Genomic DNA, 14,334 nt, shown 5'->3' on the forward strand with positions numbered 1-14,334 from the left:
TTTTACACTAGGAATTTGAATGCAAGCAGAAGAAATATTGAAAATTGTCCAGGAAGTTTTGGATGAACGCAAAGGGCAAAACATAACGACACTCGATGTTCGAGGCAAAACCAGTTTTACCGATTATATGGTGGTAGTGACCGGTACTTCGGATCGTCACCTGAAGTCCTTATGTGATTATGTAGCAGAGAAATTGAAGGAAAGCGGTATTAAACCGTTAGGTATTGAAGGTGATCTGGGCTCAGACTGGGTATTGCTGGATTTGGGTGACGTGATTGTTCATGCGATGAACGCTCAGGCGCGTGGATTTTATCAACTTGAAAAATTATGGTCGGTTGATGACTCTAAAGAAAGCGAGCAGCAATTAGGTTAGTTAAAAACTTCTTTACAGGTTAGGTTGCCTTCTGTTCGGCAATCTAACTTTTTTAGACTTCTAAGTTTGTCAAAAGACGGTTATCAGGAGTTTTGCAAATACTGCTGTTCAAGTAGCGTTAAATAGCATTTATCCGTGCTCGTTAAAAAGTGAATTAACGTCGCGCGCGTCTGCAGGTTTAAAGGTTTGCTGTTTTTGATTCACCCAAATATTCCTATTCCTATTCCCATTCCCATTCCAATAACCTTCTGTTTACTTTCACTCACTCACTCACTCACGGCTTCTTATTTTTCGTCAGAGCATAGCTTAAACTATTGTTTGGATTTTGGGGTCCACTATAACGACGCTTGGGGGCAGTTGTAGGCATAGCAGCCCCTTGATTTTTTAGCATTATTGGATATTTTAAACTTAAAACTTATATTATTTGATAATAGAATCTTTATAGTTACTTCTGTAAAACGTACTTCAAAAAGGGTGCCTTTAACATGGACACGAAGATCAACGACAATCTTATTCTCGTTTTTCGAGAATAGCTTTTGTGACAGCTCTTTCATATTTTCTTCGGCAAGCGCGAAGTAGGCACAATCAGTGATTGTGCCACCCAGATTATCAACCGTCTCACAAGTGGTAATCTATTGAGCTAATTTTTGTTTATTTATTAGTAATATCAGTCTTTTGTTGTGTATCGTTATCATAACCGTAAGGGCAATGACGACAACCTGAATGGCAACAATAACCACGTTTCAAGTGATATTCGGCTGTGTAAACTACCCAGCCGTCTTCACGATAAAAATCAACTTCTTCTGTCAAGTTCTTCATAGTTGGGTCGCGTATCAAACAGGGCATTGAATAGCTTAATAATTGACAAACCTGCAACCGTATAGCATAAGGCATAACCAACATAAGGCGGATAATACTGGGCTACGCGTGCAAAATATTGTGTCCATGATACATCCGTATAACGCCCAGAAAGCATATAGAAGCTGCCGTTTGAAATGGCAAAGGCCGCCGATGTTGCCAGTATCAGGAGACCAAGCTGTATTGCCAGATCGGCCGTTTTCAGAGATTTAAATATCGAACAGTAGCCGCCTGCAAACCACATAACCGCATAAGTAGGAATCAGGAAGACATAAGCAGGTGATACACACCAGCTACTGGTTCCGTTTGCGATAGCGATATAATCAATCAATCCCGCCATAATCAGCAAGAAGACAAACAAAGCTTTTTTGCGGTAAAAACCGGCAAAGAAAAAAACGGCCAACGAGGCATCGGGCAGATGTAATAAGTCGCCAAAATGATGAAAGCGTGTCAGTACCATCAGCGCAATCAGCGCAATCAGGGGAATAGGTAAATACTCGACGTGTAGCCGTTGTTTTATCTTCATGGTGTTATCTCCAAAAGTTAAGGTTAGTTGTTATAGTGGATTGAAAGAAAGAAGTTACGGTCTGCGGTATTGTAGGTATTGATGGTTTGATACTGTTTATCAAGCAGGTTATTCAGCTTTACGTTCAGCATCCAGTTTTTATTTAAATGATAGGCAGTGCGTAAATCAACGGTGACATAACCGGCAACCTTAGTTTTGTTCAGTGCATCATCAAAACGGTCGGCCTGAGCCAGTACATTAGCACCCAGATCAAATTTTCCGAATGAGCGCGATAAATCATAAGATAAGGTTTTTTCAGTCCGGCGCGGCAGTCGCGCATTAGTCTCCCTGTTTTTAGGGTTTAACAGATTCATGTTTAGTTTATTATGCCAATCCATGAATTGAACCCCGATTTCGGCTTCAATGCCGTCAATTTGTGCCTTGCCGATATTTTCTGGGCTGGATAGAAAAGTTGTCGGGTTCGTTATCGTCACGATCAAGTTATCGATATTGGTATGGTAAGCTCGCATCTCCCATTGCAGCCAATCATGTTCACCGATCAGACCCGCTTCGAAAGACGTTGATTCTTCGGCTTTCAGCGAGGGATTGCCGAATTCCGGAAAATAAAGCTGATTAAATGACGGCGCTTTAAATGCATTGCCAAAACTGGCAAATGGGCTAATGCCGTAGTTTCCATTATAACGCCAGCCGAAATTACCGGTCAGCTGGTCGCCGAATGCCTCGTTTTTATCTCCGCGTACTGATGCATTGATAAAGTGGTCGTCAAGAATACGGCCGTGCAATTCAGTAAAAATACCCACATCATAGCGGGAACCTTCGTTGAAGGCGGATGAACTGTCTACTTGATCTAGCCGGTAATCGGAGCCGATAATTAATTGATGGGTATCCGACAAGGCGATTTCATTCAGCCAACTGGTATTCCAACGGGTACTGTTAAACCGGCTGGAAAATGCTCCGCCAGGCGCAAAGTTGTCACCTTCATCGCGGCTTTGTCCGAAGCGCAGAATTGAACGCCAGTTGTCAACAATATCGATGTTACCGGTGATGCCGACAACTTGGTTAACAAATTCGGTTTTTTCTTGGGAATTGCCGTCAAATTCAGTTTTTCCCTCCGCCCGCATAAAAAATGCCTCAACTTTGGCATTGTTGTCAAAACGATGACCTAATCGGGCATTCAGAGCCGTGTTCAGGTAACCGTCCTTATCCGGCTGATTAACGCCGAAGCGTCCCGGAATAGGCTGTCGGGAATTAAAACCCTGAGAACCGAACTGCGATGAACCCAAGGTATACCAACTGTTTTTCCATTTACCGCTGACAGTGCCGGAAGCGCGGTAAGTATCATAGGAACCGCCGCCGACATCCAGGGTGACGCTGGGCTTATCCTCTAGCCCGCTTTTGCGGGTAAAAATCTGGATAACCCCACCTATTGCTTCCGAACCGTAAAGACTCGATTGAGGTCCGCGAATAATTTCCACCCGCTCGACCTGATCGATCGGAATAAATTGAAAAGGTGTGGTACCTGAGGTGACAGAGCCGACTTTAATGCCGTCAATCAGCACCAGTACGTGGTCGGAATTGGTTCCACGCATGTAAATATTGGTATCCTTCCCGTAGCCGCCGCTTTGCGCCATGTCGATTCCCGTCGTGCCACGTAACAGTTCCGGCAGGGTTTTAGCCTGTAAGTGCTCAATGTCTTTTCGGGTATAGACAGTGGCCGCAGCCGCCAGCTGATTTTTAGCCGTCTCTGTTCGGGTTGCCGTAACAACTAGATTGGGAAGATTTTGCGGAGTTTCCTGCGCATGTAACTCGGGATTAAAACCCGTGAGTAATAATGATCCGAAGATGAGTTTTTGCATGTGTCCTCTCTGCGCCGCCCGCGCATAATGGTTGATTTACACAACAGAGGACAATAGAAAACGAGAAATGACGCAAACGCGAAGCTGCACTGTCACTTTCGCAGACAGCCCTCCGCTGTACCGAATTAAACTTTCGGGCCGGTCTCCGGGCTTATAAGTGGCGTTAGCCTGAATCATCACCTTCCCATGCGTGAACACAGTGGCATCTCGATGAAACTTTTACTTATATACCGTTGCGGGGGCAGCGTCGGATTCGGTCAAAACCTTACCGACTTCCCGTTTAACCATTGGGTCTGAAAAACCCTCCGGAACCTGAAAGCAGAAATGATTATAAGGAGTAGGGAGGATAAAGCAAATTTACGAGTTGGTAGGTTAGAGTTAAACAGTTCGCCCTGAGTAGTCGTGAGCTTGTTGAATGATCGAACGGGACTGAGCAGGCAGATTTGGATATGTATGATGGTATAAAGGTTTTTTGGATTTTGTGTAATTAGCTCCAAAACTAAAATTGAATTTGACCGTTTCACCGCTACCGCAAAAATTATGGAACATCAAAATATTTGCGGCGCGATAACAACAATTTACTGAAATGAAAATAATTATCTTAACTTTTTAATAAATTGGTTGGGATAATAGAAGAGTATTACACGTTAAATTTTAAAATTTTACTTTTTAATAAAGTAATAATATCCGCCGAATTTTCCTTTTAGGGTCATGTTTTTGTCGTCTTTGTCTACTAAAGTAAATAGATCGAATCTGCTATTTCCGACAAGATAAACTTTTAACTTACCATCGTCTATTTCATAATTTACAGGCGGTTGATCATAGTATGTGCCGTCACGTGGAATATGCAAAATCGTTACTTTATCGTTTTTAAATACCCAAGTATCTTCTCTTTTGACCGAATCTTTATCGGTTATAAAATTTTTGCTGTGATCCAGTTTCCAAGTACCTTCTACTTCTTTGGTAGATTGTAGGGTGATATCAGCATAAACAGCGCTTGTAAAGACAGATAAAATTAATAGCCCAGTCGCTAGATTTGTTTTTTTCATGTTTACTTTCCTAATCTTAATTTAAATAATAGTGAATTATTTTGTTCGTATACTTTAGAGAATCCAAGTGTTTTTGTATCGCGTAACAGAATCTTGAAAACGATCCAGTCACTACGGGAACGCACTAAACTTTAAAGCGCTGTTCGATACCTCGGTATCGAAGCCCAGTATGCGCCGGAAAGAGTTGGATAAACAGCGGTTTGTTATGTGTTCCTGGAAGAGACTGTTTTTAAATGGCGTTATTTAACCCCAGAAAATTTTATGCATTGCTCTACCTTAATGCGGTACGAAGCGTGAATTTGTAAGGATGGTTACTCACTTTGTCTATTGATCGCATACATCAGGCAATTTAAAGTATCGGTCCTGGTTACCTTAAAGAATCAATACCAAAATTAGCCAGTTCATCCGCTCTGTCGTTATCTTTATCGCCTGAATGACCTTTTACCCATGTCCACTCAATATTATGTCGTTGAATGGCTGCATCCAACCTGCGCCAAAGATCTTCATTCTTAACTGGGGCTCTGGAGGCGGTTTTCCAGTCGCGTTTTTTCCAGTTGATCATCCATTCGGTAATGCCTTGCAGTACATATTTTGAGTCGGTATTGATTCGTACGGAACAAGGCTTGGTTAGGGTTTCCAATGCCTGGATTGCCGCCATCAACTCCATACGATTGTTAGTGGTATCGGGGTCGCCGCCAAAAAGTTCTTTAACAGTACCCTTATAGCTGAGTATAACTCCCCAGCCGCCCGGTCCAGGGTTGCCTTTACAGGCACCATCGGTATAAATAATGACGGAATTAGTCATGTCTATTTTTCTGTGTTGTGGGTGAATTAAGTGAGTTTACCAAGATTGAACGGGGGGTTAGCACTTTTACTGGTGTTAAGGGAATTAGATTGTAACGGCGTTTGATAGCTTTAATCGCATAGGCGGTTGATGTGAGCGAGTATCCTCGTGTTATGAATTTTCCATGAGTTGATTTTACCGTATCCAAATTAAATTCCGAGGATACGATTACTTCAAAATTTAATAATTTTAGCCAGTCTAAAATCCTTGCTCGAGAAATAAAGTGTCCTCCCCATGAATTAGCCATTTTTTTATCCCACAAATACTGGTATCTAACCCATAGACTCCAAGGATTGAAATTCAGCACAATTAATATGCCTTCAGGTTTTAAAACACGTTCTATTTCCCGCATGGTCTGAAACCTGAAGGCGTCAAACTCCAACAAGTGCGGTACTATGATCATGTCGATACAGTTACTTTGCAAGGGTAGGCTGTATGATTTTGCACGAATTTTTCTCGCTTTATCGCAGCCTAGGTTTTTGGCATCGAGTATCGTAAAACTTTTGTATAAAGAGCAGTCGATGAAGTCATTTTCCCAGCCCAAACCACCAATCTGCAAAATAGTCTGTTGACAGCTGACGGTAATAGAACGCTGTATATAGTCGGCTTCAAGCTGTTGCAGCAGCTTGCCTCTTGGAGTTTGATACCAGGCAAATAAGAAATTGCGTTTCATGTGCTAAATCTACACTATCTGATGTTGATGATTTTCAATAAAAACAAGCTATAATAATAACATTCTAATAAAAAACTTCATTCTTAAAGGCTTAGGTAATGCGCATTAACTTTAACTGGTTAGTTAGATTTTTACTACTATTGACCTTTTTAATGGCAACAGGCTGCTCTACAACCCCAAAAAGATCTTTTAACGATAAGCCGCCTGCCATCTCCGAAATGAATGACGGTTATGTGAGGCATGCTCTCCATCCGTTCGGCAAACAAAAACACACCGTACCGGTAAAATACAAGAATACGGTTTGGGAACGGTTACTATCATTATATTCGCTGCCCGATATTCAAAATGAACGGATTGATCGCGAGTTAAACTGGTACTTAAGACATCCCGCTTATCTTGCCAGAATTCAGCAACGGGCGGAACCTTATCTGCACCTTATACTTAATGAGATCGAAGCAAAAAATATTCCCGGAGAACTGGCTTTATTGCCTGTGGTTGAGAGTGCTTTTTTGCCGGAAGCTTATTCGCGCAGCGATGCATCAGGACTTTGGCAGTTTATACCGGCTACCGGTCGTTTTTTCGGCCTTCAACAAAACGATTGGTATGATGGGCGTCGTGATGTTTATGCCTCAACCAAAGCTGCAACCACTTTTCTTAAACAACTGGGCGAGACTTTTGATGGCGATTGGTATCTTGCGCTGGCTTCCTATAATTTTGGCAAAGGCAATATCAGAAAAGCTATCGAAAAAAATGAAAGTCTTAATTTGGCAACCGATTATTGGTCATTAGATATTCCCAAGGAAACGGCAGACTATGTGCCACGATTGCTGGCAATAGCCAAAATATTTGCCAATGTTGAAAAATACAATATTAATTTACAACATATTCCCAATAAACCTTATTGTGAACTTGTTGATGTTAGATCCCAGTTGGATTTAAACAAGGCCGCAGAATTGGCTAACATACCACTTAATGAATTTTTAAAATTAAATCCAGCTTTCAATCATTCAAGTACAGCGCCGCAAGGCCCGCATCACTTGTTAATTCCCGTCGCCAAAGTACAATCTTTTAAGCAAAAATTGGCGCAACTACCCTACGAAGAACGGGTCGATATGAAACGCTATCACTACGAGACGATGGCTCAAACTCGACATAATGAAACACATAATGAACTCCAGAGTGTCTCAAACCAACATAGAGTTAAATCCGGGGAAACGCTCTCATCTATTGCTAGTAGCAATAATACAACTATTCAATCAATCCGTCAGACCAACCATTTAACCAGTAATTCTATTAACTCCGGTATGCTTTTAAAGCTACCACGTTTACAAAAAACAGCTGATACCAAGCAGTACTCTGCCAAAATAGCTAAAAGTAAATCAGGCTTTACCCAAATTTATGTTGTACAAAAAGGCGACACCTTTTGGAATATAGCGCAAAAATTTTCAGTTAGTACTAACGATATAGCGGCCTGGAACAAAATAACTGTAAAAACGACACTGATTTCAGGTCAGAAATTGACTATTAAACCCGCTAATCAATATGTTCAAGCATCATCAGCAGGAATTCGTACGATTAAGTACACAGTGAAAAAAGGCGATTCACTAGCACAAATTTCTCGTAAATTTAATGTTTCTGTCGCCGATCTGCGTAAATGGAATCCGCCAGGAATAAGCAACTCTCTTATTCCTGGAAAAATACTGAAAGTAGTTATTGAAGTTTGATGGCTGCTGAATAGTACGATATTCGCTGTCAACGCATAGATATTCGTGCTGCTGCACCTTAAGTTGGCAGCCGAAATGTGTATAAGATTGTATTACAAAACGAATATTTAAACTCTATGCGACAAGCAAAGCTTGTCATTTCTAACAAGCCAAAAGTTTTTGCTAGGTCATGGATTACAGGGCAGGGTAGAGGAGTTACTTTATTTGTTTATAATCATAAATCAGTTGCACCATTGCTTTTTTATTGCTCAAGCACTGCTCTAATTTAGCGATTATCGTCGTATCGTAATGGCGACATAAAACCGATTCCGTAGGCTGCAGGGGAGCAAGCGTTTCTATCATGGTGCATAAATGGGACAGATAATGCCGTCTCAGTATCGAATCCTGAGGAAGACTACTATCGTTTTCTATCGTTTCTTTTACTTGTGGCTTTGCAGACGGCTCTATATTAACTATGGGTTGCTCTTTCAGTTCTGAAAATTCAGGTTTGCTAATGTGAGTTTCTTGTGGGTATGAGGAATATTTTTTGCGCCTTTTTAAAACAATGTTAATTGTTATTAACAAAGCAACAAGTAAGATGCGGGATTCTGTGTCGACTGTTTGGAAGAAGCCATCAAGGCCTACGGGATGCCTGAGATCTTCAATAGTGACCAGGGATCGCAATTCACCAGCGATGCTTTTACTGGCGCGCTGCTCAACAGCGGCATCACGATCAGGGGTTTGAAGTCCAGCGGTACGAAAAGTAACGCTAGCCTCTGTAATGATGCGCTTCTGTAAAAAAGCATTGTTTTGAGCACCATAATTATTTTTCTTGCTTCAAGTACGCGTAAAGAGTCGGCTTTGAAATACCCATCATTGTACAAATCTGCTTTATTGTATGCTTTTTCTCATCATACAGCTTAACGGCAAGTGCCTGCTTGTCGTTGCTGAGTGATTTTGGTCTTCCGCCTGTACGGCCTCTTGCCCTAGCTGCTTTAAGTCCTGCTTGTGTTCTTTCACGAATCAGATTGCGTTCAAATTCTGCAAGCGCTCCAAAAATATGAAAAATCAGTTTTCCAGAACTTGATGAAGTGTCCATAGCTTCATGTAAACTCTTCAATCCAATTCCCCTTGACTCCAATAGCGTCACCATCTCAATCAAGTCTTTCAATGAGCGGCTCAGTCTATCCAGTCGCCATACCACTAAAGTATCTCCAGGCCTTGCGTAGTTTATAGCTTCTTGTAATCCACGGCGTTCAGCTTTAACACCACTTATTTGATCTTCGTAGATACATTCACAACCCGCTTGGTTAAGAGCATCCTGTTGTAAATTTAAATTTTGATCATCGGTGGAAACACGCGCATAGCCAATGAGTATTTGTAGAGTCCGTAATAGTTAATATACTCATTGAAGACGATATTATCTTAACTAAGATAGTTTTACCGAGTTTATTTACCCTATAATGCACCAGCCAAGGCATTCTGTCATGGTAAATCCAGCAGTAAAGAAAACCCTCGATTTTTTGCCCCCCATTTCAAACGTAATGCCAATAGAATTCCTTACGAAAGAACAACGAAGCCATTACGGATTGTTTTCGGGTGAGCCCAATGACAATCAACTTGCCAGATATTTCCATTTGGACAATGCTGATATTTCGATAATCAACAATCGGCGTTGGGATCATAATCGGTTAGGTTTCGCGCTGCAACTGACAACAGTGCGGTTTTTGGGCACCTTCCTGACCGACCCAACTAACGTGCCGCCCGGTGTTTGTGCTTTTGTGGCACATCAAATTGGCGACATAGACAGTGGCTGCCTGTATAAATACTTGGAGCGGAAACCTACCCGTTATGCACATAGCGCTGAAATACAAGATAGATATGGCTACCATGATTTCAATGGCTTTGCTTGGCGGTTCAAGCTAAGCCGCATACTTTATGCCCGTTCGTGGATCAGCAATGAACGCCCCAGCGTCATGTTTGATTTTGCAACGGCCTGGCTGATTGATAATAAAGTCCTTCTGCCTGGCGCAACGACACTTTCGCGCTTGATCTCAGAAATTAAGAAAAGGACTAACAAGAGGTTATGGCAACGTTTGGCAGCTTTGCCCAATGATGCTCAAAAATCAAAACTGAAGGATCTTTTAAAAGTGCCAGATGGCGCCGGGTCTTCAAAATTTGACCTATTACGTCGTGGCCCAGTCAGTATCAGTGGGCCATCTCTTACCGCTGCGATTAATCGCTATGTTGAACTTCGTAACTTTGGTGTCCATACGCTCAGATTAAAGCATATTCCGCTGATTAGATTAAAAAATCTGGCCCGTTATGTAGGCATGGCCTCCATGCATAAAATTTTACGCTTGCCAGAGGAGAGGCGCATCGCAACCCTTGTTGCTTTTGTTTATGCTTTTGAAATAGCCGCGCTCGACGATGCGCTTGACGTACTTGATTTGCTGATCACCCAAGTGACCGCTGAGGCCAAAAAAAATGGGCGCAAGAAACGTTTGCGCACCATGAAAGACTTGGATAGGTCGGCACTCATTTTGGCGGAAGCCTGTGCTTTTATGTTGAATGGCGCAGGTAGTGATAATGATTTGCGCGATGCCCTTTTCACAAAAATACCCAAAGAGAATATGCTTCAATCTATTGCCACCATTAATGAATTGGCACGGGCACCGGACAACAATTATTATGACGAAATGGTCGAGCAATATGGCAGAGTTCGCCGTTTTTTGCCGCACCTGTTGGATAAAATAGACTTCAAGGCCGCTCCAGCCGGAACAACCCTGCTTGAAGCGCTCAATTATTTACGCCAATTGGATGGTAAACAGAAGCTATCCCTGAAAGATGCCCCAGTTGATATTGTTTTAAAATCTTGGCGTCGCTTAGTTTTTAATAAGGATGGTCAGGTAAACAAGCAAGCTTATACCTTGTGCGTATTGGACAGGTTACAAGATAATCTGCGGCGTCGTGACATTTATGTTGAAGCCAGCGACCGCTGGAGCGATCCCAGGGCAAAACTATTGCGAGGCGAACACTGGGAAGCCAACAAACTGCAAATTTGTCGGGCGCTTGGCCATTCGTTGACGGCCGATGAGGCTACCAAAAACCTGTCATCATCCCTCGATAATGCCTATAAACAAGCCGAAGCAAACTTTTCCACAAATGATGCCGTGCGTATTGAAACCGTCGATGACACCCCAACGCTGACCATCACTAATCTTGACCAATTGGAGGAACCGCCAAGCCTGATCCAGTTGCGCCTGCAAGTCACAAGTTTTCTGCCGCCGATCGATTTGACCGAATTGCTTTTGGAAATCCATGCGCACACCGGTTTTGCCGATACGTTCACGCATGTCAGTGAATCCAATGCGCGTGCTGACGATCTGGCCATAAGCATTTGTGCCGTGTTGATAGCCGAGGCTTGCAATATCGGCATTGAGCCCTTGATCAAACACAATATTCCTGCCTTAACGCGTCATAGGCTAAACTGGGTGAAGCAGAATTACATGCGCGCTGAAACATTGACGAGTGCCAATAGTCAGCTGGTTGATTATCACACAAGCATACCACTGGCAAAATCTTGGGGCGGGGGTGAAGTTGCATCGGCGGACGGCATGCGCTTTGTGACACCGGTCCGAACCATCAACTCAGGGCCCAATAAAAAATATTTTGGCTCGGATAGAGGGATCACTTGGTACAATTTCATATCCGACCAGTTTTCTGGCTTTCACGGGATTGTCATCCCCGGAACATTGAGAGATTCAATTTTTGTTTTGGAAGGCTTGCTGGAACAGCAAACCCGCTTGAACCCCACTGAAATCATGACGGACACTGCAGGGTCGAGCGATATGATTTTTGGGCTTTTTTGGCTGCTGGGTTATCAGTTTTCACCACGGTTGGCGGATGCAGGCGAATCTGTTTTTTGGCGTATTAATGTGAATGCCGATTATGGCGCACTGGATAAGCTCGCCAGAAGTAAGGTGAAAATGAACCGCGTTACGCAACATTGGGATGACATGTTGCGTATTGCCGGTTCGCTTAAACTGGGTACCATCCAGGCGTCAGAACTAATTCGTTCATTGCTCAAAAGCGAACGGCCTTCAAGTCTGGCCAAAGCGATTATTGAAGTGGGGCGCATCAATAAAACCATCTATCTGCTGAATTACATAGATAACAAGGAATATCGTCGTCGAATCTTAACGCAGCTTAATCGTGGCGAAGGCAGGCACGCCGTTGCCCGAGTAATTTGTCATGGTCAACGGGGTGAAATCCGCAAACGTTACCGCGAGGGCCAAGAAGATCAACTCGGCGCTTTAGGACTTGTCACCAATGCCGTTGTGCTTTGGAATACCCTATACATGGAATCGGCGTTAAACCATATGAAAGGCCAGGGTATCCACATCAATGAAGGAGATTTTCCCAGGTTGTCCCCATTGCTACATTCACACGTAAATATGTTAGGGCACTATTCCTTTGTACTCACTGATCTCATTTCAAAAGGTAAGCTAAGGCCTTTAAATAATCAAAGCTGAATCATGATAGAGGCTAGCGTTACTTTTCGTACCGTTGGACTTCAAAGCCCGATCAGCATGGATGGGCGTGGTCGCGCACTGGACAATATTTTTGTCGAGCGGCTCTGGAGAACGGTGAAATATGAAGAAGTCTATTTGAAGCAGCATGACAGTGTACAGAGCTTGCTGATGGGATTGACCGACTACTTCATGTTTTATAATGAAGAGCGGCGTCATCAATCATTGGGCTATGAAACACCCAGTGTGGTTTACCAAACAGCTAGGGGTGGCGGTGCAATGATCGTGGATAAATACGGGGCGGCAGAAATATCAGTTCCCGTATCAAAAAATTGGGACAGCGCCATTCAGCTGGAGTGTGAACAGGCCTCTATCTTAAATTAAGGCATTATTTGTCTGGACAATGGGGTCCACTATATTGAGTTGGAGATATTAAATATTAAAAGCATTTAAGTTCGATGAAAATATCATGAATTAGAGCTATGGGCAATAAGTAACAATGCTAGTCATAGCTCTGTTATTCAACAGGGATTCGCGTCAGGCTATCAGCACCGTGCAGTGCAAAACCACACAAAACAAGAACCAGAACGCCATATAAAATACTTCGCATAATGTATATTATGTTAAATTTATATTATATGCCTGAAAACATCTTCTCCCTCTCGACTTTATGTACGAGTTTTACCACGTTAATCTACTGTTTCAACCCATCGACAACGATCATTCACAATTTTGGCGGTGTTCTGGTTGCCAATGCCCTTGGCAATGAGTGCAATCACTCGATTATCGGTATCATAGCCTACGTGCGCATCAATCGGATTGGCAAGTTTACCCAGACCGAATGCGTCAAAGATGGTCGCTACGTTGATGTTAATATTAGTCACATCAACGCATAATCTTGAATCCAGATATTTTTCTACAAAACCGTGTGGAATCGCATAACTTAACAAATCGTTGGGATCACTAAAGGCAATGATGGGCGTTTTAGACAGCATGCGTTGATTATACTTTTCGCCATTCGGCTGACAATAGGCTGCTTTTTGATTACTTACATCGGGTAATTTGCGCCCTAATTGCAACATAGGCAGTTGGTTAGACATCATATAAATGGGAATTTCTTTGTTTTTTAATGCTTCAGCGAAATCGGCATCGCGTTTATCCAGAAAAGAAGCAATGCGCTGCATGCCATCGATGATTATGCGACTGCCTAAGCTATGCGAAATAAAGGCATATTGATCTATCCGCATATTTGTTGCTGTGGTGTCATCATTAAATGAACATGCCTGCTTTACATCATCAGGCAAGTCAGCCCAATTACTTTTTGTCATCCAACATAAAGATTGGCCGAATGAAACCAGTATGTCTTCCCTACTCTCTCCCAGATAGATAATCGGGTCAGGACTGGTGTCATTGGAGAACTTTTTCATCAAATCATTGACTTCGGCTCTGCGAAACGCATATTCTCCAGAATTATCATAAGCCAGAACTTCTTTTTGCTTGGCAGTTATGGCAGACCACGTTAACTCATAAAACATTAACTCTCTGCTTTTGTCTTTACTTAGCAAGCGGTTGATTCTTAAGTTGCCCAGATTTTTGCTTGAATCAAGCCGACTTGTCAGCGAGATGTTTTTATACTGCGCTGACATTACCGGTAAATCCAGTTCTTCAGCCAGTTTTTCTACAAATTGAGTTGAATATCCGGGCCAATGATTACCCACTCCATGTACCATAAGCACCTTCATCTTGCCTTGCTTATTGCCCAGAAACGGCGCAAGTCCATCGAAGGGCTTTCCCCATATGTCACAAACACGGATATCGACCGATTGTTGTTTTTCCAGAAAGGCTTCAGCCATACCTCTGCCCAGACTGGCACAGCCGCTTAGTTGGGCAGTGGTAAGCAGTAACAAAAAAGAACTAAGA

Annotated in this window: 11 protein-coding genes, 2 pseudogenes and 1 riboswitch; of the genes and pseudogenes, 5 read left to right on the top strand and 8 right to left on the bottom strand. The window is 42.7% G+C overall.

Annotated features, from left to right (window positions below):
- Positions 1–19: 19 nt before the first annotated feature.
- Positions 20–373 (top strand): ribosome silencing factor, encoded by a 354-nt coding sequence (rsfS, locus tag ABXJ76_RS08955; RefSeq protein WP_432746185.1) that lies wholly within the window; start codon positions 20–22, stop codon positions 371–373.
- Positions 374–1,024: 651 nt separating this feature from the next.
- Here the strand turns inward: rsfS and ABXJ76_RS08960 are convergent.
- The 6 genes from ABXJ76_RS08960 to ABXJ76_RS08985 all read right to left on the bottom strand — a co-directional run bounded on the left by ABXJ76_RS08960 (position 1,025) and on the right by ABXJ76_RS08985 (position 6,179).
- Positions 1,025–1,276, bottom strand: coding sequence for a DUF5522 domain-containing protein (locus ABXJ76_RS08960; RefSeq protein WP_432746187.1), 252 nt, complete (start codon positions 1,274–1,276; stop codon positions 1,025–1,027).
- Positions 1,167–1,757, bottom strand: a complete 591-nt coding sequence (locus ABXJ76_RS08965; protein ID WP_432746189.1) for a hypothetical protein — start codon at positions 1,755–1,757, stop codon at positions 1,167–1,169. The genes ABXJ76_RS08960 and ABXJ76_RS08965 overlap by 110 nt, the downstream gene beginning before the upstream one ends.
- A gap of 23 nt (positions 1,758–1,780) precedes the next feature.
- Positions 1,781–3,613, bottom strand: coding sequence for a TonB-dependent receptor domain-containing protein (locus ABXJ76_RS08970; protein ID WP_432746191.1), 1,833 nt, complete (start codon positions 3,611–3,613; stop codon positions 1,781–1,783).
- A 119-nt stretch (positions 3,614–3,732) separates the two neighbouring features.
- A riboswitch (cobalamin riboswitch) is annotated at positions 3,733–3,944 on the bottom strand.
- Positions 3,945–4,275: 331 nt separating this feature from the next.
- Positions 4,276–4,662, bottom strand: a complete 387-nt coding sequence (locus ABXJ76_RS08975; RefSeq protein WP_432746193.1) for a hypothetical protein — start codon at positions 4,660–4,662, stop codon at positions 4,276–4,278.
- Between the two features lie 367 nt (positions 4,663–5,029).
- Entirely contained in the window at positions 5,030–5,467 is a 438-nt protein-coding gene (rnhA, locus tag ABXJ76_RS08980) for a ribonuclease HI (protein ID WP_432746195.1), read from the bottom strand.
- Entirely contained in the window at positions 5,460–6,179 is a 720-nt protein-coding gene (locus ABXJ76_RS08985) for a class I SAM-dependent methyltransferase (RefSeq protein WP_432746197.1), read from the bottom strand. The genes rnhA and ABXJ76_RS08985 overlap by 8 nt, the downstream gene beginning before the upstream one ends.
- 98 nt (positions 6,180–6,277) lie before the next feature.
- Between ABXJ76_RS08985 and ABXJ76_RS08990 the strand changes: the two genes are divergently transcribed.
- Complete coding sequence (locus ABXJ76_RS08990) at positions 6,278–7,903, top strand: LysM peptidoglycan-binding domain-containing protein (protein ID WP_432746199.1); 1,626 nt, start codon at positions 6,278–6,280, stop codon at positions 7,901–7,903.
- A gap of 576 nt (positions 7,904–8,479) precedes the next feature.
- Positions 8,480–8,617, top strand: a pseudogene (locus tag ABXJ76_RS08995) (DDE-type integrase/transposase/recombinase); the annotation flags it as partial.
- A gap of 88 nt (positions 8,618–8,705) precedes the next feature.
- Here the strand turns inward: ABXJ76_RS08995 and ABXJ76_RS09000 are convergent.
- Positions 8,706–9,260, bottom strand: a complete 555-nt coding sequence (locus ABXJ76_RS09000; protein WP_432746483.1) for a recombinase family protein — start codon at positions 9,258–9,260, stop codon at positions 8,706–8,708.
- 166 nt (positions 9,261–9,426) lie between these two features.
- Here ABXJ76_RS09000 and ABXJ76_RS09005 point away from each other — a divergent pair, with 166 nt between their 5' ends.
- Together ABXJ76_RS09005 and ABXJ76_RS09010 are read left to right on the top strand one after the other, a co-directional pair.
- Positions 9,427–12,417, top strand: coding sequence for a Tn3 family transposase (locus tag ABXJ76_RS09005; protein ID WP_432741471.1), 2,991 nt, complete (start codon positions 9,427–9,429; stop codon positions 12,415–12,417).
- A 51-nt stretch (positions 12,418–12,468) separates the two neighbouring features.
- A pseudogene (locus tag ABXJ76_RS09010) lies at positions 12,469–12,798 on the top strand (integrase core domain-containing protein); the annotation flags it as partial.
- 305 nt (positions 12,799–13,103) lie between these two features.
- Here the strand turns inward: ABXJ76_RS09010 and ABXJ76_RS09015 are convergent.
- A complete protein-coding gene (locus ABXJ76_RS09015) occupies positions 13,104–14,267 on the bottom strand; it encodes a hypothetical protein (RefSeq protein WP_432746201.1) in 1,164 nt (387 codons plus the stop codon).
- Positions 14,268–14,334 lie beyond the last annotated feature (67 nt).

This window comes from Methylobacter arcticus (assembly GCF_050917435.1).
Taxonomy (GTDB): domain Bacteria; phylum Pseudomonadota; class Gammaproteobacteria; order Methylococcales; family Methylomonadaceae; genus Methylobacter_A; species Methylobacter_A titanis.

Bases quoted from the DNA above. Each gene is read 5' to 3' on its own strand.
- rsfS (WP_432746185.1), top strand. From the start codon at position 20: ATGCAAGCAGAAGAAATATTGAAAATTGTCCAGGAAGTTTTGGATGAA.
- ABXJ76_RS08960 (WP_432746187.1), bottom strand. From the start codon at position 1,276: ATGTTGGTTATGCCTTATGCTATACGGTTGCAGGTTTGTCAATTATTA.
- ABXJ76_RS08965 (WP_432746189.1), bottom strand. From the start codon at position 1,757: ATGAAGATAAAACAACGGCTACACGTCGAGTATTTACCTATTCCCCTG.
- ABXJ76_RS08970 (WP_432746191.1), bottom strand. From the start codon at position 3,613: ATGCAAAAACTCATCTTCGGATCATTATTACTCACGGGTTTTAATCCC.
- ABXJ76_RS08975 (WP_432746193.1), bottom strand. From the start codon at position 4,662: ATGAAAAAAACAAATCTAGCGACTGGGCTATTAATTTTATCTGTCTTT.
- rnhA (WP_432746195.1), bottom strand. From the start codon at position 5,467: ATGACTAATTCCGTCATTATTTATACCGATGGTGCCTGTAAAGGCAAC.
- ABXJ76_RS08985 (WP_432746197.1), bottom strand. From the start codon at position 6,179: ATGAAACGCAATTTCTTATTTGCCTGGTATCAAACTCCAAGAGGCAAG.
- ABXJ76_RS08990 (WP_432746199.1), top strand. From the start codon at position 6,278: ATGCGCATTAACTTTAACTGGTTAGTTAGATTTTTACTACTATTGACC.
- ABXJ76_RS09005 (WP_432741471.1), top strand. From the start codon at position 9,427: ATGCCAATAGAATTCCTTACGAAAGAACAACGAAGCCATTACGGATTG.
- ABXJ76_RS09015 (WP_432746201.1), bottom strand. From the start codon at position 14,267: ATGGCTGAAGCCTTTCTGGAAAAACAACAATCGGTCGATATCCGTGTT.